Below are 22,002 nucleotides of genomic sequence, written 5' to 3'. Positions count from 1 at the left end.
GCGCCTCGCGATGCAGCACCGCGAGCCGCGCCGCCGCCCCCTCGCCCCCACGGCCCCGCCCACGCCCCATGCCGACGGCACCGCCCGGACGCCCTCGACCCGCACCGCTGCGCGACCGGCCAGGACCAGGGCGGCCCCGCGGGCTACTTCACCGCCACGTACTGGGTCAGGAGGGCCTGCACCTCGTAGATGTCGACGCCCTTGGTGAAGGTCTTCTGGATCGGCAGCGGATTGCCGGACACCCAGATCTTCAGCTCGGCGTCGAGGTCGAAGTTGCCGGCCGTCTCGACCGCGAAGTGCGTGATGCTCTTGTAGGGGATCGAGTGGTACTCGGTCTTCTTGCCGGTGATGCCCTGCTTGTCGATCAGGATCAGCCGGCGGTCGGTGAACATGAACGTGTCGCGGATCAGCTGGTACGCCGCGTGCACCTGCTCGTCGTCCCCGAACAGCTTGGCGAACTCCTTCCGGGCCGCCGCCGGGTCCACCTGGTGCGCGTTGCCGAAAAGTGCCACGTCTCGTCCTCCCGTCGTGCCCCCGCCCCGATCGGCCGGGAAGCAGGAACCGAAAGTCTGTCACGCCTCCACGTCACGGCCCCCGGCCACCCCGGGGCTCCCTTCCCGCCGGGCACCACGGCCGCGGGGCAGGCCCGGCAGGTGAGCGGTGCCCGCCCCGACCGGGCACCTCCCCGGGCGGGACCGTCGCCCTCACCGTCCGGACCTGGTCCGTCTCTCCGCCGGTACGGCCCGGACTCGCCGTGGCGCAGCGACTGCGCGCCCGAACCTGAGACCGTCCGCACCGGAGCCGGACAGGCAACGAGGTCCTTTCAGTCGCCGTCCCCGGCAGGACCGGCCGGGACGAGCCCGGCCCGACCCCCGGCCCGGCTCCCGGCCCGGCTCCCGGCCCGGAGGGCCTCGCGCAGGCGGTCGGCGAACTCGGCCGGACGGGTGGTCAAGCCGGTGTGCCCGCCGGGGAAGTGCAGCAGCTCGGTGCCGAACCGTTCGGCCAGCAGGGCGGCCGGACGGTACGGCAGCTCGCCGCGTGAGTCCTCGCCGCAGGCGAGCAGCAGGCGGTCGGACAGGGCCGCCAGTCGGTCGACGTCCGGGGCGTAGGACATGAAGGCCGGCACGATCCGTCCGACGAAGAACGGCAGGCCGGCCATCGTCTGCTCGGCCCGCGCCGCCGCCTGCGGCGGGAGCGCGACCTCGGCCCTTGGCGCGGCGGTGTCGCCGTCCTTCCGCAGGCCGGCGGCGAACACGGCCATCGCCGGCATCAGCCCCTGCTCGCGGAAGGCCGCCCGCACCCGCGCGAGCAGCGCACGGTGTTCGGCGGCGTCGGGCAGGACCTCCACCACCGGCGGCTCGTGCGCCACCAGGAGTGCCACGCGCTCGGGGCGGGTGACGAGCAGGTGCAGGGCGGCGACGGCGCCCGAGCTGGCGCCGAACACCCGGGCGGGCTCGCCGGGCGAGAGCAGTTCCAGCAGCCGGAACGCGTCGTCGGCGTGCTCCGCCACGGTCTGCTCGGCCTCGGGATCGTCCAGCGTGCTGCGGGACATGCCGCGCGGGTCGTAGGTAGCGACGGTGTACTCGGTGGCGAGGTCGTCGGCGATGCCGGCCATGGCGGCCGCGCCACCCGTCCCGCCCGGAATCAGCAGCAGGAGCGGGCCGTGGCCGCGCACCTCGTGGTGCAGGGTCGCGCCGGGCACCCGCAGGGTGCCGACGGTCGGTCCGTTCATGAGGGGTCTCCTTCTCCGGAGGTGGGCCAGTGCTCCAGCAGGACGTGCAGGGCGTCGAGGGCACGCAGCCAGGAGTCCTGCGGCGGACGCCGGTGCGCGAACCCGCCCGCGGCCTCCAGGGCGACGAACCCGTGGAAGGTGCTGCGCAGCAGCCGGACGGCGTCCGTCAGGTCGGGCTCGGCCAGCCCGTAGCCGCGCAACATGCCGTAGGTCAGTTCGACCGCCCGCCGCGGCCCGGGCGCGTCGGCGGCGAGCGCCGGGTCGATCCGGATGGGGGTCTGCGTGGCCGTGTAGCGGCCCGGATGCGCGTGGGCGTAGGCCCGCCAGGCGTCGGCGAAGGCGACCAGCGCGTCCTTGCCCGAGAGTCCGGCGGTCGCCTCGGCGATCCGGATGGTCTTCTCGTCCGCCGCCAGCAGGGCGATCCGCCCGCGCAGGTCCTCCAGGCCGCGGACGTGCGTGTAGAGGCTCGGGTCCTTCACCCCGAGTCTCCGTGCCACCCTCGACATGGTCACCTGGTCGAGCCCGATCTCGTCCGCCAGTTCGGCGCCCGCGACCGTCACCCGTTCCGCCGTCAGCCCGGCCCGCGCCATGCGCCCTCCCACTGTTCCTAGGGGTCCTAGGTATAACCTAGGACCCCTAGGAACAGCAAGCGGCGTCCTCCGAGCCCCGGGCTTCCAGCGGGCCTGGGAGAAGCACCGGGGCCCGGGCGCCCCGTCCTCGGGCCCCACCCCCGGGACCACTAGGTCGCCGACCCCCGGCGCTTCGAGCAGGAACGGGGCATCAGCCACCCGAGCCTCTTCGGGCCCCGACCTCGGCGTCCCCCGAACGCGGGGCGGCCCGCAGTCCGGGTCGCCCCTGCGCGAGGCCGGGCTGTTCCGCGCGGACCGTCCGATCTCGACCGACGGACCGGCCGGCCGCGCCCTACGGCGACCGGCGGATGCCCTCCGCGACCACGACCCGCCCCACCCGCTCGGCGGCGGCCTCCGACTCCGGCACCGCCCGGTCGGTGATCAGACAATCCAGTTCGTCCAACGTGGCGAAGGTGGAGAGGCCCACGACGTTCCACTTGGTGTGGTCGACGACGGCCACCACCTGGGCGGCGGACCGGACGAAGGCCCGGTTGGTCGCCGCCTCGCCCAGGTTGGGGGAGGTGAGGCCGGCCTCCGCCGTGAGGCCGTGGCAGCCGAGGAACAGGATGTCCACGTGCAGCGCCCGGATCGCCTGGTCGGCGAGCGGCCCGACCAAGGCGTCGGAGGGGGTGCGGATCCCGCCGGTCAGCATCACCGTCGGCGGGATCCGCTGGTGGTCGCCGACCTGCTCGAACACCTCGGCGATCCGGATCGAGTTGGTGACGATGGTCAGCCGCTCCACCTTCACCAGCGCCTTGGCCACCGCGTACGTGGTGGTGCCGGCCCCGAGGGCCACCACCGCACCGGGCCGGACCAACTCTGCCGCGGCCGCCGCGATGGCCTCCTTCGCGGCCAGCTCCCAGGCGAGCTTGGCCTCGAAGCCGGGCTCAAGGATCCGGGTCTCCTCGGCGGACACCGCACCGCCGTGGACCTTGTCGACCAGCCCCTGCCCCGCCAGCGCGTCCAGGTCGCGGCGGATGGTCATGTCGGAGACACCGAACTCCCGGGTGAGTTCGTTCACCCGCACCCCGCCGTACTGGCGGACCCGTTCCAGGATCAGGGCTCGCCGCTGCGGTGCCAGCGGCTGGGAGTTCTCTGTCATCCGGCGTCCTCCGGCTGTCCGTGCCCCCGCTCGCGACCGCCCCGCGTACCTTCATCATGGCAGCCGGCCTGCGGTACGGCGGGGCGACGATCGGGGCCGGCACGCGTGGTGGGATGTGCGGACGGCCGCGCCGCCACGACACCGCGACGTGGGAACCCGTCCACTATCATGATATCGAGTGTGCGGTTCTGTTGAGGCTGTTGCCCGACCCCGTGTTTCCCGACGAAGGCTGCCGCCCGACGAGGACACGTGCTCGGCGAAGGCCCGCACCCGGCGAAGGCTGCCGCCCGGCCGAGGCCGCCGTCCCGTAGGGGCCGCTGCCCCGGCGCCGCACAGGGCCCTCCCGGCGCGCCGCACCGGCGGCCCGGCACAAGGGAGGTGCCACGGTGCAGAAGACGGTGACCGAACTCGCGGACGGCCGGGAACTGGTCTACTACGACCCGGACGGCGACGTGATCCGGGACGCCACCGACCTGCGCACACCGGAGCCGGCCGCCGTCCGACCGGAGATCCGCCTCGACCCCGTGCTCGGCGACTGGATCACGGTGGCCGCGCACCGCCAGGGGCGGCCCTACCGGCCGCCGGCCGGCGACTGCCCGCTCTGCCCGTCACGGGACGGGCGGTCCACCGAGATCCCGGCGGCCGACTACAACGTCGTGGTGTTCGAGAACCGCTTCCCCTCACTCTCCGCCACGGGTGCCGGCCGCGCACCGGACTCCCACCCACCGCTCTTCCGGGCCGAGGCCGGCACCGGCCGCTGCGAGGTCGTCTGCTTCACCTCCGACCACGACGCCTCCTTCGCCGACCTCCCGCAGTCGCGGGCCGCGCTGGTGCTGGACGCCTGGATCGACCGCACCACGGAGCTGAGCGCGCTGCCCGGCGTCCGGCAGGTCTACTGCTTCGAGAACCGGGGCGCCGAGATCGGCGTGACGCTGCCGCACCCGCACGGGCAGATCTACGCCTACCCCTTCCTCACGCCGCGCACCGGGAAGATGATCGCCCGCGCCGCCGAGTACCGGGCCGGGACCGGCCGCAACCTCGCCGAGGACCTGCTCGCCGCCGAGCGTCTGGACGGCCGGCGACTGGTGCTCTCCGGCAGGCACTGGACGGCGTTCGTCCCCTTCGCGGCGCGCTGGCCCTACGAGGTGCACCTGTACCCCCACCGGCGGGTCCCGGACCTGCCCGCGCTCGGCCCGGCCGAGCGGGCGGAACTCCCGCTGGTCTACCTCGAACTGCTGCGCCGCTTCGACCGCCTCTTCGACACCCCGGCGGACGGGGACGACGCAGAGGACACGGACGGGCCGCAGCCGTCCGCACCGACCCCCTACATCGCGGCCTGGCACCAGGCACCCCGGGCCGGCGGCGAGGAACTTTCGCTGCACCTGGAACTCTTCACGATCAGACGCGCGGCAAACAAATTCAAATTCCTCGCCGGCGTCGAATCCGGCCAGGACGCATTCGTCAACGACGTGCTGCCCGAGGCCGCCGCCCGGCGCCTGCGCGACGTCGCCTCCTGATTGCCCGGGCGACCCCGACCGCCCCCTCACCCCCTGCACGGCCACCGGACAGCGGGCCGCGCCGCCCCTCGCGGCGACTCCCCCGGTGATCGCGCCGGCACCCTCCGACACGCCTTTCCGATCGATTCGGCACACCCCGGGCAGACCGTCGCACAATCGAACATTTCCACCGGTCGGGTCTTGACGCTCGCGCGCAATAGGCGTTTTATGTTGCTTATAAGCGTTTGAACATGTTGAAACGCGATGGAGCCGACAGTGCATCACCCGCCGATTCCGGGCGGGCCCGATCGGCCCTCGCGATCCCAGGCCCCACCCGGTCTCCTGTCCCGCTCCCGCGGCGGACGTCGGCGGAGCCACCCACCGGTCCGCGGACCCCACCCGTCCGCACCCGCCCCGGCCCGTCGGCGCAAGCCGGACGGCCCCGAAGCTCGGAGGTTCCCCATGAGAACCGAGCCACTCCACCGGGACCACCCGTCGACGCACTCCGACACACCGACCCGGAGGACCGTCCGCGCCACCGCACCCACACCCACATCCGCACCCTCACCCTCACCCACCGCAGCAGCGTCCCGGCAGCACCGGCCCGGAACACCGCTCGGCGACGGAACCCGCCACCCGGAAGGCAGTACGGCTTCCGCGGGCACGCCACACCCGGAGAGAGCCATGTACACGTCCGCCTTCGCCCAGTCCCTGGAGTCCGGCCCCGTGTCCGGGACGCTCCGCGCCGACCCGGGCGCCGGCCCGGTCGCCGGCTGGACCAGGCGGATCAGCAGTCCCTGGTACGTCACCGTTCCGGTGACCCTGCCCGACGGCCGGACCGGCACCCAGACCTTCGTCGAGTGGGCCGACAGCCGGGGCCAGGCCCGGGAGGAGGCCATCCGAAAGGCCGGTACCCCGGACGCGCTGCGCCACCGCCGGAACGCCGTGGTCGTGCTCGCCGACCAGGTGACCGTGGAGCCCTGGCGGCGCCCGGCCTGGTGGTAGCACCACCTCGCGACCGGCCCCCGCCGTACGGATCGGGCCGGCACGGATCGGGCCGGTAAGGATCGGGCCGTCAGAGGTCCGGCCGGCGCGCGTCCGGTCACCGCGGCTCCGGCCCTGCCGGGTCCGACACCGCCGGTGGCAGCCGGATCGGCCGCAGTGCCGCCCAGCCGGCGAAGGCCGCCGATCCGAGCAGCATGGCGATGCCCACCCAGAGGTTCACGTTCACCCCGCCCGCCCGGTCGAGGTCGGCCTGCGAGGTGACGGTGGCACCCATCACCGTCAGCACGGCGCCGTAGACGCCGAACAGCAGGGCCAGGATCCGGCGCAGATCGAAGAGCCCCACCTTCGCCGCCGGCTCCGCCCCCGCGTCCGCGCCCGACTCCGGGTCCGTCACGCCCTCACCCCTCTCACCAGAAGATCACATTGAGCACGGTGGCCAGCAGCAGGGCCCCGCCGCCGAGGATCGCCGGGTTGCGGTACCACCCCGCGTCCTCGGCGGTGTCGTCCGCCTTGAGCTGGTCCCTCGGCGTCAACGCCCAAACCAGGCCGACCAGTTCACTGTCCGGCTTGGGTCGGGTGACCAGCGAGACACCGACGCTGACCAGGATGTCCAGCACGAAGGCCGCACTGGCGGCGACGAAGCTCGGCCCCTGACCCGCCAGGTGCAGGACGTCATGGCGGACGAGCTGGTCCACCGTCACGGCGGCCGCCGTCCCCACGATCAGCCCCACCCCGCCGGCCAGCGGCGTCGTCCGCTTCCAGAACATCCCCAGGATGAACGTGGCGAACAGCGGAGCGTTGAAGAAGGAGAACAGCGTCTGCAGGTAGTCCATGATGTTGTTGTAGCCACTGGCGATGAAGGCGGTGCCGACCGCGAACACGCAGCCGAGCACGGTGACGGCCCGGCCCACCCGCAGGTAGTAGTCGTCCGGCCGGCCCTTCACCACGTACGCCTGCCAGAGGTCGTAGGTGAAGACCGTGTTGAACGAGCTGACGTTGGCCGCCATGCCCGCCATGAACGCGGCCAGCAGGCCGGTGATCACCACCCCCAGCATGCCGTTGGGCAGCAGGTCGCGGATGAGCAGTTCGATCGCGTTGTTGTACGTCACCCCTTCGGTCGACGTCCCGCCGGCGGCCTTGTACGCCGCCAGCTCCGGCGAGAGGACCGCCGCCAGCATCCCGGGGATCACGATCACCAGCGCGATCAGCGCCTTCGGGTACGCGCCGATCAGCGGCGTTCGGCGGGCCGCCGACATGTTCCTCGCGGCGAGGGCGCGCTGCACCTCGGCGAAGTTGGTCGTCCAGTAGCCGAAGGAGAGCACGAACCCGAGGCCGAACACGATGCCCAGCACGGACAGGGTGGCGTTGGAGATGCCGGTGAGGTTGCTGGCCGGCCAGGCGTTCAACTGCTCCGCCGCATCGGGGTTAACCGCCCGGATCCGGTCGCTCAGCCCGCTCCAGCCGCCCACCTTGTGCAGCCCCACCAGGGTGATCGGCACCAGCATGGCGACGATCAGGAAGAACTGCATCACCTCGTTGTAGACCGCGGCGGAGAGCCCGCCGAGCGTCGTGTACACCAGCACGATCACTGCCGCGACCAGGACGGATGACCACAGCGGCCAGCCGAGCAGCGCGTTGACCACCGTACTGAGGGCGTAGAGATTGACCCCGGCGATCAGCACCTGGGCCAGCGCGAAGCTGAGCGCGTTCACCAGGTGCGCGAAACGGCCGAAGCGCAGCCGCAGGAACTCCGGGACGCTGCGCACCTTGGAACCGTAGTAGAACGGCATCATCACCAGGCCCAGGAACACCATGGCCGGAATCGCGCCGATCCAGTAGTAGTGCACGGTCGGGATGCCGAACTGCGCGCCGTTGGCGGTCATCCCGAAGATCTCCACCGCCCCGAGGTTGGCCGAGATGAACGCCAGCCCGGTGACCCAGGCGGGCAGCGACCGCCCGGCCAGGAAGAAGTCCAGGCTGGAGGAGACCGACCTGCGGGCGAGCGAGCCGATGCCGAGCACCAGGGCGAAGTAGACGGCGAGCAGGGCGTAGTCGACCGGCCCGGCGTCCAGCCGCAGGTTGGCCTCGGCAAGGGCGTTCACTGCGGCCTCGATCCGTTGCATGACGTTCCTCCGCTGCCAGACTTCTAGCAGGGGCGGATCATCGGATGCCCTCGCGTCACCCGTCCGTGGGCGCGCCGATCGGCCGACCGGGCCACCGGGCCCCGTCCGGCACCGGGCCGGACGGCGGGTCGCGCCGAGGGCCGGCCGTGGGCGGTACCGCCCGGGCCGGTCGGCCGACGGGTCCGCGAACAGGTGGGCCTACGGCCGCCGCACCTCCCCGCCCGGAGGGTGGAGCAGCAGCTCCGAGACGGCGCCGATCCCCCCGCAGAGCCCCTCCCACCGCCGTCGGGCCGCTGTTGGCGTGCTTCCGACATGGCGCGTTCCTGCAGATTCGATCCGTTGAACCGCAACCAGCGGGTTGCTTCACTTGACTGTGTCCAATCACTGATCATTGGAGGCGGGCCACCGCATGACAGCAGCAGACGCCCACGAGGCCTTCCCTTTGACGGAGATCCAGTACGCGTACTGGGTAGGCCGCGGCCCCAACTTCGTACTCGGGAACGTCGCCCCGCACGCCTACTTCGAGATGGAGGGCAGGCGCCTCGACCACGCACTGCTCACCCGCGGCTGGCGCCGCCTGCTGGAGCGGCACGGCATGCTCCGGGCGGTGGTCCACAAGGACGGCCGGCAGCAGGTGATGCCCGAGGCGCCACCCTTCGAGATCGGGTTCGAGGACCTCTCGGACGCCGATCCGGCCGCGATGACCGCGCGGCTCGCCGAGATCCGGGCCGACATGTCCGAACGGGTCTACGACCCCGCCGTCTGGCCGCTCTTCGACATCCGGATCAGCCGGCTCCCGGACCACGACCGCCTGCACGTCAGCCTCGACCTGCTGATGGTCGACCTGGCCAGCATCACCCTGCTGTTCACCGAGTGGAGCGCGCTCTGCCAGGACGAGAGCGTCGAACTGCCGCCGATCGACGTGACCTTCCGTGACTACGTGACGGCCCTGGAGGCGGGCACCGACGCACCCCGCTACAAGCGGTCCCTGGACTACTGGGCCTCGCGGGCCGAGACGCTGGCCCCGCCCCCCGAACTCCCGCTCGCCCGGCCACCGGTGCAGATCCACAAGCCGCGGTTCACCCACCGCGAGTTCCACCTGCCGCCGGACGAGTGGCAGCGCTTCCAGCAGCTCGCCGAGGAACGCGGCCTGACGCCCACCGCCGTGCTGGCGACCGTCTTCGCCGAGGTCCTGGCGGCCTGGAGCGGCACCCCGCGGTTCAGCCTGAACCTCACCATCTTCAACCGGCTGCCGCTGCTGCTCGCCGGGAACGAGCGCGGTCACCGCACCGTCCACCCCCATCTGCGGCGCGTGGTCGGGGACTTCACCTCGATCTGCCTGCTGGAGATGGACACCACCGGTGACCTGCCGGTCGCCGACCTGGCCGCCCGGACCCAGACCCAGCTCCAGCACGACCTGCGCCACCGTTACGTCAGTGCCCTGCACACCCTGCGCGAGCGCCGCCGGCGCGGCCTGCAGACCGGCTTCGAGGGCATGCCGGTGGTCTTCACCAGCGGACTCGGCACCGTCTCGGACGCCTCCGGCCCGATGGCCTACTTCGGCGACATCACCTACCGGCTCAGCCAGACCCCGCAGATCTGGCTCGACCACCAGGTGCTGGACGTCACCGGCTCGCTCGACCTCACCTGGGACGCGGTCGAGGAACTGTTCCCCGAGGGCGTCCTGGACGACATGTTCGCCGCCTACTGCGGCACCGTCCAGCGGCTCACCCGGGCCGCCGCCTGGGACGACCGGCTGGACATCCCGCTGCCGGCGCACCAGCTCGCCCTGCGCGAGGCAGCCAACAGCACCGAGGGCCCGGCCCCCGAGGGTCTGCTGCACGAGGCCCTGTTCCAGGGCGCGCTGGCGCACCCCGACCGGCCCGCCGTGCTGCACGGCACCGGCTCCGTCAGCTACCGCGAACTGGCCGACCAGGCGGCCGCCGTCGCCGAGGGGATAGGCCGGCTGACCGACGAGCCGCTGCGCGACCGGCTGGTCGGCATCACCCTGCCCAAGGGCCCCGGCCAGGTGGCGGCCGCGCACGGTGTGCTGCTGGCCTCCGCCGCCTACCTCCCGGTGGGCCCGGCCCTGCCGGCCCGCCGCCGGGCGGAGCTGTTCGAGAGCGGCGAGGCGCTCGCCGTGGTCACCGACCAGGAGCACGACGACCGGCTGGAGTGGCCGGCCGGGCTCCCCCGGATCCGCTCCGCCGCCGGGGACGGCGTCCTGGACGCCCGGTCCGCCGGGGTGCGGGCGGCCGCCGACCCCGCCGACCTCGCCTACGTGCTGTACACCTCCGGCTCGACCGGCCGCCCCAAGGGCGTGATGATCGAGCACCGGGCCGCGCTCAACACCGTCGTCGACATCAACGAGCGGTTCGGCGTCGGCCCGGACGACCGGCTGTTCGGGCTCGCCGACCTCGGCTTCGACCTGTCGGTGTACGACCTCTTCGGCAGCATGGCGGCCGGCGCCGCCCTGGTCCTGCCCGACGAGGACAAGCGCCGCGAGCCGTCGCACTGGGCCGAGTTGATGGCCCGGCACGGCGTGACCGTCTGGAACTCGGTGCCGGCGCAGATGCAGATGCTCGTCGAGCACCTGGAGGACGCACCCGCCGAGAGCGTGCCCGCCGAGCTGCGGCTGGTCATGCTCAGCGGCGACTGGATCCCCCTCGACCTGCCCGACCGGATCCTCGCGCTCTGGCCGGACGCCGAGGTGATCAGCCTGGGCGGCGCCACCGAGGCCTCGATCTGGTCCAACTGGCACCCGGCCGACGACGTGGCCCCGGACGCGCCGAGCATCCCGTACGGCAAGCCGCTGCGGAACCAGGCCTTCCACGTCCTGGACGCCGCGATGCGGCCCTGCCCGGTCTGGGTGGCCGGCGAGCTGTACATCGAGGGCGCCGGCCTGGCCCGCGGGTACTGGCGTGACCCCGAGCGCACCGCGGCGAGTTTCGTCCAGCACCCCGTCACCGGCGAACGGCTCTACCGCACCGGCGACTTCGGCCGCTACCTGCCGGACGGCGCGCTGCAGTTCCTCGGGCGCCGGGACGGCCAGGTCAAGATCGGCGGACACCGGATCGAGTGCGGCGAGGTGGAGGCGGTGCTCGCCAGGCACCCCGGCGTGGAGTCCGCCGTGGTGGTCAAGTCCGTTGAGGAGGGAGCCGCCGCCAAACTGCTCGGCTTCGTCGTCCCCGACCGCTCCGACGGCTCCCTGCTGCACACCGAGACCGCCGACCCGGCCGAGACCGCCCGATGTCGCCAGGCACTGCGCGACGCCGCCGAGCTGCCCGCGCCCGGCCCCGGAGTCGCGGAACTGCGGACCGCCTGGGCCGCCATGGACGACGTGTACGTCGCCGCCGCCGCGACCGCCTTCCGGGCGCTTGGCCTGCCGCACACCCCCGGTGAGCGCTTCGACCCGGCCGCCGCGCTGGCCGCCGGGGTCGCCCCGCGGTACGAGCGCTGGGTGGCCCGCGCGGTCGGGGTGCTCTGCGACCGCGGCCTGCTGCGACGGTCGGCGGACGGCCTGGAGGTGGCCCGGACCTTCCCCGCGCTGATCGCCGAACCGGTCGCCGAGAGCGCCCGGCAGGCCCTGCGGACCACCCTCGGCGTCCCGGACGACCTGATCGACTGGATGCTGTCACTGGCCGGCGGCCTCGCCGACATCCTCACCCAGTCGATGCACTCGGCGGAGCTGTACGCCTCCGACCGCACCCCCGAGGTCTACGCCCGGCTGTTCGGGCCCGCCTACCACGTCGCCACCGAGGCCGTCCGCCGCTTCGTGGCCGACTGGCCCGAGGACCGCCCGCTGCGCATCCTGGAGGTGGGCGGCGGCTACGGCACCCTCACCCGGCACCTGCTGCCGCTGCTGCCGGCCGACCGCACGGACTACCTCTTCACCGACATCTCGCCGTACTTCACCGACCGGGCCCGGGAGGTCTTCGGCGAGTACGGGTTCCTCCGGCCGGGACTGTTCAACCTCGACCAGTCGCCGGAGCTCCAGGGCCACGAAGGCCTGTCCGCCGATCTGGTGATCGCGGCCAGCGTGCTGCACGACATCCGCCGGATCGGCCCGGGGCTCGACACCCTCCGCTCCGCACTCGCCCCCGGCGGCACCCTGCTGATGGTCGAACAGACCGCCTTCCACCCCTGGTTCGACCTCACGATGGGCCTGCAGCAGGGCTTCGACGGCTACGAGGACACCGAACTGCGCGGCTGGGGGCACCCGTTGCTCGACCGGTCGCAGTGGGCGGACCTGCTCGACGCCACCGGCTTCGGCGGCAGCGCGGTCCTCACCCGGGAGGAGGACGGCCCGGCCTCGGTCGGCTTCGACGTCATCGCCGCCGAGGGGCCGCTGACCAGGCGCCGGTTCGACCGCGAGGCGCTGCGCGAGTACGCCGCCGAGCGACTGCCCAAGCACATGGTCCCCACCCGGCTGCTGGCCCTGGACCGGCTCCCGCTCAGCCGCACCGGGAAGGTCGACCGCGGCACCCTCGCCAAGGCCGGGGCGCGCCGGGTCGGACGCAGCCGGGCGGTGCAACCTCCGCAGACGGACCGCCAGTTGAAGCTGGTCGAGATCTACCGCGCGGTGCTCGGCCTCAACCAGGTGGACCTCGCCGACGACTTCCTGGAGGCCGGCGGCGACTCGCTGCTCGCCGCCCGCATCTCGGCCGCGCTGCAGCGGGCCTTCGGCACCGAGGTGCCGGTGGGGATCATCCTGCAGCACCCCACCGTGGCGGCCCTGGACAGCTGGCTGGAGCCGATCCTCGGCCCGGCCACGGCACTGGACGACCAGCCGGCCACCGGCACCGGCACCGTCGAAGGCGAGGTCAGCGCATGAACCGGCAGCAACTCACCGACTGGTTGCGGGACTACCTGGCGGACCTGCTGGACGTCACGCCCGAGGAGGTGGGCACCGACATCCCGCTGGAGTACCTCGGGGTCGACTCGGCCACCACCCTGGTGCTCAGCGCGGACCTGAGCGCGCGGACCGGCCGGGAGACCCGGCCGGGCGAGATCCTCGACCACCCCACCATCGAGCGGCTCGCCGCCCACCTCAGCGGCTCCGACGAGCCGGCCCAGGTCGGGTGAGCGCGGTGGACGCCCTCTCCGACACCTCCGCCCCGCCGCGCTGGACCATCCGCGCGCCCGGTGCGGACGACGCCACCCGGACGCTCTACTGCCTTCCGCACGGCGGGGGTTCGGCCGCGGAGTACGTCCGCTGGGCCCGGGACCTGCGCAAGGTCGCGGTCTGCGCGGTCCAGCTGCCGGGTCGCGGCTCCCGGTACGAGGAGCCGCCGTACACCGGGATGGCGGAACTGGTCGGCGCCCTGCTCGACGAGCTCGAACTCACCCCGCCGTACGTGCTGTTCGGGCACAGCTTCGGGGCGCTGCTGGCCTACGAGCTGACCCAGGCCCTGCACGCGGCCGGGCGGGTCCTGCCCGAGCGGCTGATCCTGTCCAGCTACCCGGCGCCGCACCTGCCGCGGGAGCGGAGCCGGCTGCACCGGCTGCCCGACGACGAGTTGCTGGCGGAGGTCGCCCGCCTGCACGGGGGCATCCCGGAGGAGGTGCTGGGCAATCCCGAGCTGTGCCGGATGACGGCGGTCTGCGTCCGTTCGGACTACCGGGTGCTGGAGACCTACAGCTGGCTCCCGCGGCCACCGCTGCCGGTGCCGATGACGGTGCTGCGCGGCCGGCAGGACGTGGTGTCCGAGGAGCAGTCGGCGGCCTGGGCCGCGCACACCACGCGCGGCCCGATCCAGCAACGCACCTTCGCCGGCGGCCACTTCTACTTCCGCGAGCGACAGCGCGCGGCGGTGCTGCGGACGATTGAGGGGGCCGCGTGCTGACCTTCGCGGCGGCGGCCCTGCTGCTGATCATGATCCCCGGCCCCGACCAGGCGCTGATCACGCGCAACGCCCTGGTCGGCGGCCGGTCCGCCGGGCTGTTCACCATGGTGGGCGGCATGCTCGGCCTGAGCGTGCACGTGAGCGCGGCCTCGCTGGGGGTCTCGGCCCTGCTGGTGGCCTCCGCGACGGCTTTCACGGCGCTCAAGGTGATCGGCACGCTGTACCTGGTGTGGATGGGGATCGCGACGCTGCGCAGCGCCCGGCAGCGGGCGCGGCAGGGCGAGGGCGCCGCCCCGGCCCAGTCGCTCTCCTGGGGGCAGTGCCTGCGGCAGGGGTTCCTGTCGAACGCCCTGAATCCCAAGGTGGCGCTGTTCTTCGTCACCTTCCTCCCGCAGTTCCTGCCCGAGACGGGCCGGACGCTGGGCAGCGCGCTGAAGTTCTCCGTCGTCTTCGTGCTGCTCTACCTGATGTGGTTCAGCCTCTACACCGTCACGGTGGACCGCTTCGGGGCGTTCCTGCGCCGTCCGGTGGTGCGGCAGCGGATCGAACGGTCCACCGGGGCACTGCTCATCGCCTTCGGCATCCGGCTCGCCCTGCAGCACTGAGCGACCGGGCCGGGCCGGGGCGCCGCTCCGGACCGGGCCCGGGGCTCAGACCAGGCCCTGGGCGCAGGCCAGCACCCCGGCCTGGAAGCGACTGTGCGCCCCCAGGTGCCGGGCCACCTCGGACACCAGCCGGCTGACGGTTCGGACGGACACGCCCATCGACCGGGCGATCCGTTCGTCCGTCAGCCCGTTGGCGAGCAGCCGCAGCGAGGTGCGGTGCTGCTCGGTGAGCCAGTCGGTCCCGGCCTCGCCGGCGCAGGGCGCGGGCCCCTGGTACGGGAAGGAGCGCAGCCAGTAGTCCTCGTACAGGGCGACGTAGGTGCGGACGAGGGAGGCGCCGCGGATCACGATCAAGGCGTCGTCCGGCTGGTCCGAGTAGGGCGGGAGGAGGGCGACGTCGTGATCACCGACGATGAGGCTGAAGGGTACCTGCGGGGCGAGCCTCAGCTCGACCCCGACCCGCTGCACCTCGGCGAGGTACTTGCACTGCCAGCGTGCCGAGTTGAAGCCCTGCGGGTAGATGGCGCGGACGGTGACCCCGCGCCGGACCATCCGGCTCTTCTCGGTCAGGAAGCTGTTCAGGGCCTGGCTGACCGTCCGGGACGGGACCCGGTCGGCGTGCAGGGTCAGGCTCTCGGTCCGGGGGAGGTCGGAGAAGTCGCGGATCACCCGCCGCTGGTTGCGGGCACCGACGACGACCTCCACCCGGACCTGTTCGGTGGGCCCGGCCGCGGCCGGCCGGTAGCGGTCCAACAGGGACTCGGTGGCGGCGACGATCGAGGTCAGCTCCTCGTACTGGGCGCGGAGCATCCCCTGTTTGTGGCGCAGCAGGTTCAGCAGTGCCGTGTCCGGGTCCACCAGGTCGCTCTCGCCGATCGAGGAGCCGGAGCGGACGAGCCGGAGCGTCCGCAGTTCGGCCCAGGCCGCTGCCGCTTCGCGCGGGTCGAGGCCGAGCGCGGTGGCCGCCTGGGCGAGGCTGCCCGCGTCGTTCGCCCGTAACCACTGGTAGAGGAGTGGCCCGGCGCTCTCGTTGGCTGCTGGATCCTCCGTGTTGGTCACGTGCCGACCTCCCGTTGTCCGCCGCACAGTTTCGGATTCCGGACCGCGCATGCGCGTGGTGTGATTTTGTGCTCGCATCCAACCATGGTGCGGTGCCGGTCAGGCGGTGCTCGGGCCAACTGGCCGAAATCTGATCCGGACGGCGCCCGTGCCCCTCCGGACCGGCGTGGTTTCCCGGTCCTGGACGCGGTCCCGGGCGGCCGGTCGCGGGTCAGCCGGCGGGCGACGCCTCGCGGTCGGTGCTCGGCAGCAGCACCCGGAAGCGGGTGTCGCCCGGCACCGACTCGACCCGGAGGTCGCCGTGGTGCCGGTTGACCACGATGCGCCAGGAGATGTCCAGACCGAGGCCCGTTCCCTCGCCGACCGGCTTGGTGGTGAAGAACGGCTCGAAGATCCGGTCGCGGATCTCCTCCGGTACGCCCGGCCCGGTGTCGCCGAACTCCACCAGCACGTTCTCGTGGTCGACCGCGGTGCGGACGGTGAGCCGGCCGGAACCGGCCATCGCCGACAGCGCGTTGTCGATCAGATTCGTCCAGACCTGGTTCAGCTCGCCCGGGTAGGCCGGCACGCTGGGCAGCTCCCGGTCGTAGTCGCGGACCACCGTCACCTCCGCCGGGATCTTCCCGGAGAGCATCATCAGGGTGCTGTCCAGCAGCTCGTGGACGTCGACCACCCGGTGCGGGGCCCGGTCCAGCTGCGAGTACTGCTTCGCCGCGCCCACCAGGTCGGAGATCCGGGTGGTGGAGTCCTCGATCTCGTTCATCAGCAGTTCGGTCTCGACCGTGTAGTGCAGCCACCGCAGGGCGCCCTCCAGGCTCTGCGGGCCGACGGTGTCCTCGACCCGGCGCAGCCAGTCGAGGCCGAGGCCGGCCTGGACGAAGGCCGGTCCCAGCTCCCACCCCTCGGCGATGCCCTTCTCCTCCAGCCACTCGTCCACCGCGTCCTCGCGGTCGGCCGCCTCCAGCGGGCCGAGCGAGACGGACTTGGTGGCCGCCACCTGGTCGACGGCGGCGTCCTGGAGGGTGATCAGGGCGTCCAGGCCGTCCTGCGGGTAGGGGCCGGCGGCGATCTTGCCGAGCTTGTGCCGCATTCCGGCGACCCGCTCGCGCAGGGCGGCGGTGGCCCGCAGCGCGGCGGCGGCCGGGTTGTTCAGCTCGTGGGTCAGGCCGGCGGACAGCGATCCCAGGGCGAGCAGCCGCTCCCGCTGGCCGATCGCCTCCTTGGCCACCTGCGCGCCGAGGAAGAGCCCTTCGAGCAGGTGCACCGCCATCGGGAACCAGTCCCGCATCAGCCCCGCGAAGTTCTCCGCCGACAGGACGAAGAAGCGCGAGGGCTCGACCGCCCGCAGCGAGCTGTTGTACACCTGCGGCACCCGGTCCCCCAGGTAGGCCTGGAAGGCACCGGAGTACACACCGCGCTGCGAGGTCCGGTTGACCTCCACGTCGTCGACGCCGACCCGCCGGGAGAGCACGATGGAGCCGTCGAGCAGCACGTAGAAGCAGGTCGCCGGGTCCCCCTCGGCGTACACCGGGCCGGGATCGTAGCGCTCGACCCGGCCCTCGCGGCAGAGCCAGCCGAGTTGCTCGGGGGTCAGCCGCTCGAACAGGAACAGCGTGCGGAGTTCGTCCGGGCTGCAGAGGACCACCGGTCGGGTCATGCCCTCACAGCCTCTCCAGGTAGCGGTGCACCAGCATGACGGCCATCGCGCCCTCGCCGACCGCCGAGGCGACCCGCTTGGCGGACTCGGACCGCGCGTCGCCGGCCACGAACACGCCGGGCACGCTGGTCTCCAGGTGGTAGGGGACGCGGTCCAGCGGCCAGCCCTTCGGTGGTTCGCCGCCCGGCGCCAGGTCGGGCCCGGCGACCACGAAGCCGCGCTCGTCGCGGACCACCACGCCCTCCAGCCAGCCGGTCAGGGGCGCGGCGCCGATGAAGACGAACAGCCACTGGGCGTCCACCTCATCGGTGGCGCCGGTGGCGGTGTCCCGCAGGGTGAGCCGCTCCAGGTGGTCGCTCCCCTGCGCCCGCGCCACCTCGGTGCGGGCGCGGACGGTGACGGACGGCAGCTCGGCGATCTGCTGGACGAGGTAGTGGGACATCGACCGGGTCAGGTCGTCGGCGCGGACCAGGACGGTCACCGACCGGGCGCCCTTGGCGAGGTACACGGCGGCCTGGCCGGCCGAGTTCGCGCCACCGACGATGTAGACGTCCTTGCCGGCGCACCCCGCCGCCTCGGTCAGCGCCGCGCCGTAGAAGACGCCGCGCCCGGTCAGGCCGGCGACGCCCGGCGCGTCCAGCTGACGGTAGGTGACGCCGGTCGCCAGGATCACCGTGTGCGCGGCGATCGCCGAGCCGTCGGCGAAGCGCACCGTCCGGGACGGGCCGTTCACCTCCAGGCCGACCACCTCGCGGGCGGTCAGCATCTCGGCGCCGAACCGGGCGGCCTGCCGCCTGGCCCGGTCGGTCAGCTGCGCGCCGGAGACACCGTCGGGGAAGCCCAGGTAGTTCTCGATCCGGGAGCTCTGGCCGGCCTGGCCGCCGGTCGCGGTGCGTTCGACCAGCACGGTCCGCAGGCCCTCGGAGGCGCCGTAGACGGCCGCGCCGAGACCCGCGGGGCCGCCGCCGACCACGATCAGGTCGTAGAAGTCCGCGGACGGCGCGGTGGCCAGCCCCACCCGCCCGGCCAGCTCCCGGGCGTCCGGTTCGACCAGCACCCGGCCGTCCGGGGTGATCACCAGGGGCAGCCGCAGCCCGTCCTCGCCGGCGGCGGCCAGCAGGCGCTGCCCCTCGGGCTCGTCGGACGGGTACCAGCGGTAGGGCACCTGGTTGCGGGCGAGGAACTCGCGGACCTCGGAGGAGTGGGCGGACCACCGGTGCCCGACGACCTTGGTCTCCGGCACCGGGCGGTGGTCGGAGGCCAGCCAGCTGTCCAGCAGGTCGTCGACCACCGGGTAGAGCTTCTCCTCCGGCGGGTCCCACGGCTTGAGCAGGTAGTGGTCGAGGTCCACCAGGTTGATCGCGTCGATCGCGGCGCCGGTGTCGGCGTAGGCCGTGAGCAGCACCCGGCGGGCCCCGGGGAAGACGTCCATCGCGCGTTCCAGGAACTCGATGCCGTTCATCTGGGGCATCCGGTAGTCGGCGACGATCACCGCGACCAGGTCGCCGCGGAGTTTCATCTCCTGCAGCGCCTCCAGGGCGGCGCTCGCCGTCTCGGCCCGGACCACCCGGTGCGAGCCCCCGTAGCGGCGGCGCAGGTCCCGGGCGACGGCCCGGGACACCCCGGGGTCGTCGTCGACGGTGAGGATCACCGTTCTCGGCGCCTCGCCGCTCTCCGCCATCGCTGTCCCCTGCCTGTGCCGGCCGCCGCTCACGTCGGCGGTGCCCCGGACTGCGCTCCACCTCTCGCTCACCACCGATTCTCTGCCCGCGGGGCCCGGTACCGCCTCCCGGGCGGGGCATCGGCGGGGCGGTCCGGGCCGGGCGGAGCGCGGTCGGGCGCCGGCCCGGGTCGGGCCCGGCACCGTCAGGGCGGCGGGGCGCCCTCGCCCGGCCGCTCGTCGAGGACGAGTCCGGTCACATGGTCGGTGATCATGTCGAGGATCTCCGCCGCGGCCGTCTGGTCGCCGAGGACCAGGAAGTTCAGGGTCAGCCCGTCCGTCATGGCGGCCAGGTGGCGGGCCAGCACCGGGACGGGGACGCGCAGTTCGAAGCCCATCGCGCGGCGGAGCTGTTCGAGGAGTTCGGCGTAGGTGGCGGAGTACCGCTCGTACTGCCGCCTGGCCAGCGGCTCGAACCCCGGCTGGCGCAGGGCGTACTGGGTGAGCTCGTAGGTGAGCATGTGCTCGCCCGGGTTGGCGGCCACGTGGTCCCAGTACGCCTGGAAGCCGGCCCGGACGGTCTCCCGGAGGGTCTCCCTGGGCCGGATCGCCTCCTTGACCACGCCGACGTAGTGCTCGGTGAGCGTGGCGATGACGGACTCCAGCAGGGCCTGCTTGGAGTCGAAGCAGTAGTGGAAGACGCTCAGCGAGACGCCCGCCTCGGCGGCGATGGAGCGGGTCGTGGTCCGGGCGACACCGTCACGGGTCATCGCGCGAATCGCGGCCTCGGTGAGCTGTCTGCGCCGCTCGGCCGACGGCATCCGTGCCATGGGCTCCCTTCCTTCCGGTCGGTGCGGTGCCCGTACCGCTCCCCCGCGGTCGGCGGGAGCAGTGGGACGGCCGGGGCGGGCGGCCGGCGAACCGGGCCGCCCGACCCGGCCGGGGTCGGAGCCGGCACCGTCAGGTGCTGTAGATGCCCACCTCGCGCAGCGAGTACCCCCATTGGGTACCGCGTTGCAGCCCGTGGACACGCACATAGTGGGCCGGCGCCCCGGCGAACCGGACGGTGTCCAGTCCGCCGTCACCCGCGTCGGTGGACCAGGCGGTCGTCCAGTTCACCCCGTCGGCGGAGAGCTCGACCCGGTACGCCCTGCCGTACGCGCGCTCCCAGTCGAGGGTGACCCGCCGGACCAGCTGCGAGGACCCGAGGTCGATCCGGAGCCACTGGTCGTCGCTCCACTCGCTCGCCCAGCGGGTGCCCGGGTCGCCGTCCACGGCCCTGCCCGGCGCGAAGCTCACGAACGGGTTCCACCACTCCGTGGTGGACGCCGAGGCGGACGCGCCGGCCGCGAGGTTGACGCCGGCCCGGTGGTTCTCGGAGGCCCCCCAGGTGTGGAGGTAGGACTCGGCGCCGCGGAACAGGTCGTCCACCACGTCCTGGCCGCCGACCAGCCGGATGTCCTCGATCCAGTCCGGGACCAGGCCGTAGTGCGCGGCGCCGTCGGTGTTGAGGTCCCAGGTGCGCTGCCCGGCGGTCTGCCGGTCGATCAGCGAGCCGCCGTCGGTGCTGCGGAAGGGGTACTTCACCGGGTTGGGGGTGTCCGCGCCGCGGGGCCCGGGCCAGCCGCCGACGCCGTTCATGTCGGTGCCGTAGCCGTACCCGACCTGGTACTTGTCGCGCAGCGCGTCGGTGCGCCGGGCCTCGGCGCTGAACGCCTCCGCCCCGCTCATGTACTGGGCGGCGAACCCGCCGAGCTTGTAGAGCCGCTCGGTCCAGGCGCTGTCCATCCAGCTGTGCGAGGACAGGACACCGGGGTACGAGGCGGACTCCAGGATGTCGAAGGCCCGCCCGGCGGCCTTGACGCTCATGTGGTCGACCTCCAGCATCATCTTGCGCTGCATCATGCCGCGCACGGCGTACTCGCCCAGGTCGGTGAGGCCCCGGGTGTTGCACTGCGCGCCGCCGGCGTACGCGGGCACGGCCACGCCCTGCGGGAGCTGCTGCTCGGCCGCGGGCGCCGCCGCCAGGCCGATCGGGTTGTCGTGCTGCGGGCCGGCGCAGGCCTCGGTCTGCCAGAACGTCCCGGTGGAGAGGAACTGGCCCACGTTGATCGCGGTCCCGAGCGCGCCCTCGTCGAACCGGACCCCGCACAGGGCGTTGTCGAACTTGTGGCAGAGGAACATGCTGCGCACGCCCAGCCCGTACAGCTCGTCCAGGCCGCGGTCGATGTCGGCCTTGCTGCACTGCGCCACGTCCAGGATCTGCTTGCAGCCGAACGGCTCGGAGGTCTCCACGCCCAGCACCACCGCCAGCTTGCCCTGCCGGATCACCTCGCGGGCCTGCCCGGAGTCGGTGACGATCCGGAACCAGCCCTTGCCGGGGCCGCCGTACATCCTGTCGATGTAGGCCTGCATGTCGTAGGTCTTCTGCGCCTCCAGGCGGATCGCGGTCATCTCGTCGCAGCCGCGGTCCTTGAAGAAGTAGACCGAGCAGATCACGCCGTTGGTGACGAGGTCGTTGACGAGCACCCGCTCACCGCCGCGCCAGGCCCGCTCGACCCAGGCGTAGTAGTTCTGCTGGTGGGTGAGCGAGTCGTGGGCGGGCCAGTCCTGGAAGGTCGGCCAACCCACCGGGTCGTGCTTGCCGTCCCCGCCCTTGGTGATGAAGTCGAAGATCGCCAGCGTGCCGTCCGGGTAGTGCTCGGGACAGTCCTTGAGCGCGTCGGCGACGCCGAGTTCGGAGAACGGCTTGCCGCAGATCAGCCGGCCGCCGAAGCCCTCGTCGGCCATCAGGTGGTCGTGCGCGTCGACGAAGCCGCGGACGTGCCCCTGGGCGTCCGTGCCCTTGAAGGGCTCCCCCGTGACGTTGATCCCGGAGTCGGGGGCCGGCCGGGCGGACGGGGTCCACCAGCCGGTTTCGGCGGAGGCGCGGGGCGCGGGTGCGAGCGCCATCGCCACCAGGGCGAGCAGTAAGGACAGCACCGCGATGAGCCTGTGCCTGCTGTGCGAGGGTCGGGCCATGGTCACCACTCACGTCTCCCGTCGGCGGACGACGCGGTCGAGGCGGCAGACCGCCCGGGCTCCGGCA

Annotated in this window: 17 protein-coding genes; 6 read left to right on the top strand and 11 right to left on the bottom strand. The window is 73.0% G+C overall.

All coding sequences use genetic code 11. The features are described 5' to 3' along the window. Positions 1-143 precede the first annotated feature (143 nt). The 4 genes from J2S46_RS37860 to J2S46_RS37845 all read right to left on the bottom strand — a co-directional run bounded on the left by J2S46_RS37860 (position 144) and on the right by J2S46_RS37845 (position 3,463). Entirely contained in the window at positions 144-512 is a 369-nt protein-coding gene (locus J2S46_RS37860) for a PH domain-containing protein (RefSeq protein ID WP_073928332.1), read from the bottom strand. A 311-nt stretch (positions 513-823) separates the two neighbouring features. Beyond that, a complete protein-coding gene (locus J2S46_RS37855) occupies positions 824-1,732 on the bottom strand; it encodes an alpha/beta fold hydrolase (protein ID WP_191291569.1) in 909 nt (302 codons plus the stop codon). After that, complete coding sequence (locus J2S46_RS37850) at positions 1,729-2,322, bottom strand: TetR/AcrR family transcriptional regulator (protein WP_191291570.1); 594 nt, start codon at positions 2,320-2,322, stop codon at positions 1,729-1,731. Before J2S46_RS37850 ends, J2S46_RS37855 begins: the two co-directional genes overlap by 4 nt. 331 nt (positions 2,323-2,653) lie before the next feature. Beyond that, the gene (locus tag J2S46_RS37845; protein WP_191291571.1) at positions 2,654-3,463 is read right to left on the bottom strand and encodes a DeoR/GlpR family DNA-binding transcription regulator; all 810 of its coding nucleotides are present in this window, start codon (positions 3,461-3,463) and stop codon (positions 2,654-2,656) included. Positions 3,464-3,849: 386 nt separating this feature from the next. On the opposite strand from J2S46_RS37845, the gene galT reads away from it, so the two are divergent. Both galT and J2S46_RS37835 read left to right on the top strand, forming a co-directional pair. Next, a complete protein-coding gene (gene galT, locus J2S46_RS37840; RefSeq protein ID WP_191291572.1) occupies positions 3,850-4,980 on the top strand; it encodes a galactose-1-phosphate uridylyltransferase in 1,131 nt (376 codons plus the stop codon). Positions 4,981-5,643: 663 nt separating this feature from the next. After that, positions 5,644-5,964, top strand: a complete 321-nt coding sequence (locus J2S46_RS37835) for a hypothetical protein (RefSeq protein ID WP_191291573.1) — start codon at positions 5,644-5,646, stop codon at positions 5,962-5,964. A 97-nt stretch (positions 5,965-6,061) separates the two neighbouring features. On the opposite strand, the gene J2S46_RS37830 is transcribed toward J2S46_RS37835, so the two are convergent. After that, positions 6,062-6,358 carry a hypothetical protein gene (locus tag J2S46_RS37830; RefSeq protein WP_191291574.1) on the bottom strand — a complete coding sequence of 99 codons (297 nt, stop codon included), beginning with the start codon at positions 6,356-6,358 and terminating at the stop codon, positions 6,062-6,064. A gap of 13 nt (positions 6,359-6,371) precedes the next feature. Next, positions 6,372-8,087: a sodium:solute symporter family protein gene (locus J2S46_RS37825; RefSeq protein ID WP_229912951.1), complete on the bottom strand. Its 1,716-nt coding sequence runs from the start codon at positions 8,085-8,087 to the stop codon at positions 6,372-6,374. 409 nt (positions 8,088-8,496) lie between these two features. On the opposite strand from J2S46_RS37825, the gene J2S46_RS37820 reads away from it, so the two are divergent. The 4 genes from J2S46_RS37820 to J2S46_RS37805 are packed head-to-tail and all read left to right on the top strand — an operon-like array spanning position 8,497 to position 14,538. Next, a complete protein-coding gene (locus J2S46_RS37820; protein WP_191291575.1) occupies positions 8,497-12,921 on the top strand; it encodes a non-ribosomal peptide synthetase in 4,425 nt (1,474 codons plus the stop codon). Further along, positions 12,918-13,172, top strand: a complete 255-nt coding sequence (locus J2S46_RS37815) for an acyl carrier protein (RefSeq protein WP_073928341.1) — start codon at positions 12,918-12,920, stop codon at positions 13,170-13,172. Before J2S46_RS37820 ends, J2S46_RS37815 begins: the two co-directional genes overlap by 4 nt. 5 nt (positions 13,173-13,177) lie before the next feature. After that, on the top strand, positions 13,178-13,933 hold the full coding sequence (locus tag J2S46_RS37810; RefSeq protein ID WP_191291576.1) for a thioesterase II family protein: 756 nt from the start codon (positions 13,178-13,180) through the stop codon (positions 13,931-13,933). Next, positions 13,927-14,538, top strand: coding sequence for a LysE family translocator (locus tag J2S46_RS37805; protein ID WP_191291577.1), 612 nt, complete (start codon positions 13,927-13,929; stop codon positions 14,536-14,538). The genes J2S46_RS37810 and J2S46_RS37805 overlap by 7 nt, the downstream gene beginning before the upstream one ends. A 45-nt stretch (positions 14,539-14,583) precedes the next feature. Here the strand turns inward: J2S46_RS37805 and J2S46_RS37800 are convergent, their stop codons facing one another. The 5 genes from J2S46_RS37800 to J2S46_RS37780 form a co-directional block, all read right to left on the bottom strand. Continuing rightward, on the bottom strand, positions 14,584-15,597 hold the full coding sequence (locus J2S46_RS37800) for a helix-turn-helix transcriptional regulator (RefSeq protein ID WP_191291578.1): 1,014 nt from the start codon (positions 15,595-15,597) through the stop codon (positions 14,584-14,586). Between the two features lie 211 nt (positions 15,598-15,808). Continuing rightward, positions 15,809-17,254 (bottom strand): ATP-binding protein, encoded by a 1,446-nt coding sequence (locus J2S46_RS37795; protein WP_191291579.1) that lies wholly within the window; start codon positions 17,252-17,254, stop codon positions 15,809-15,811. Positions 17,255-17,258: 4 nt separating this feature from the next. Then, positions 17,259-18,935 carry an NAD(P)/FAD-dependent oxidoreductase gene (locus tag J2S46_RS37790; RefSeq protein ID WP_191291580.1) on the bottom strand — a complete coding sequence of 559 codons (1,677 nt, stop codon included), beginning with the start codon at positions 18,933-18,935 and terminating at the stop codon, positions 17,259-17,261. Between the two features lie 185 nt (positions 18,936-19,120). After that, entirely contained in the window at positions 19,121-19,744 is a 624-nt protein-coding gene (locus tag J2S46_RS37785; RefSeq protein WP_191291581.1) for a TetR/AcrR family transcriptional regulator, read from the bottom strand. A 130-nt stretch (positions 19,745-19,874) separates the two neighbouring features. Then, positions 19,875-21,866 carry a galactose-binding domain-containing protein gene (locus J2S46_RS37780; RefSeq protein WP_370882345.1) on the bottom strand — a complete coding sequence of 664 codons (1,992 nt, stop codon included), beginning with the start codon at positions 21,864-21,866 and terminating at the stop codon, positions 19,875-19,877. Positions 21,867-22,002 lie beyond the last annotated feature (136 nt).

It is taken from the genome of Kitasatospora herbaricolor, assembly GCF_030813695.1.
Taxonomy (GTDB): Bacteria; Actinomycetota; Actinomycetes; order Streptomycetales; family Streptomycetaceae; genus Kitasatospora; species Kitasatospora herbaricolor.
This window is presented reverse-complemented; position numbering and strand designations above follow the sequence as displayed.

Coding starts and splice junctions, on each gene's coding strand:
- J2S46_RS37855 (WP_191291569.1), bottom strand. CDS start 1,732: ATGAACGGACCGACCGTCGGCACCCTGCGGGTGCCCGGCGCGACCCTG.
- J2S46_RS37845 (WP_191291571.1), bottom strand. CDS start 3,463: ATGACAGAGAACTCCCAGCCGCTGGCACCGCAGCGGCGAGCCCTGATC.
- J2S46_RS37790 (WP_191291580.1), bottom strand. CDS start 18,935: ATGGCGGAGAGCGGCGAGGCGCCGAGAACGGTGATCCTCACCGTCGAC.
- J2S46_RS37835 (WP_191291573.1), top strand. CDS start 5,644: ATGTACACGTCCGCCTTCGCCCAGTCCCTGGAGTCCGGCCCCGTGTCC.
- J2S46_RS37815 (WP_073928341.1), top strand. CDS start 12,918: ATGAACCGGCAGCAACTCACCGACTGGTTGCGGGACTACCTGGCGGAC.
- J2S46_RS37850 (WP_191291570.1), bottom strand. CDS start 2,322: ATGGCGCGGGCCGGGCTGACGGCGGAACGGGTGACGGTCGCGGGCGCC.
- J2S46_RS37785 (WP_191291581.1), bottom strand. CDS start 19,744: ATGGCACGGATGCCGTCGGCCGAGCGGCGCAGACAGCTCACCGAGGCC.
- J2S46_RS37795 (WP_191291579.1), bottom strand. CDS start 17,254: ATGACCCGACCGGTGGTCCTCTGCAGCCCGGACGAACTCCGCACGCTG.
- J2S46_RS37825 (WP_229912951.1), bottom strand. CDS start 8,087: ATGCAACGGATCGAGGCCGCAGTGAACGCCCTTGCCGAGGCCAACCTG.
- J2S46_RS37780 (WP_370882345.1), bottom strand. CDS start 21,866: ATGGCGCTCGCACCCGCGCCCCGCGCCTCCGCCGAAACCGGCTGGTGG.
- J2S46_RS37820 (WP_191291575.1), top strand. CDS start 8,497: ATGACAGCAGCAGACGCCCACGAGGCCTTCCCTTTGACGGAGATCCAG.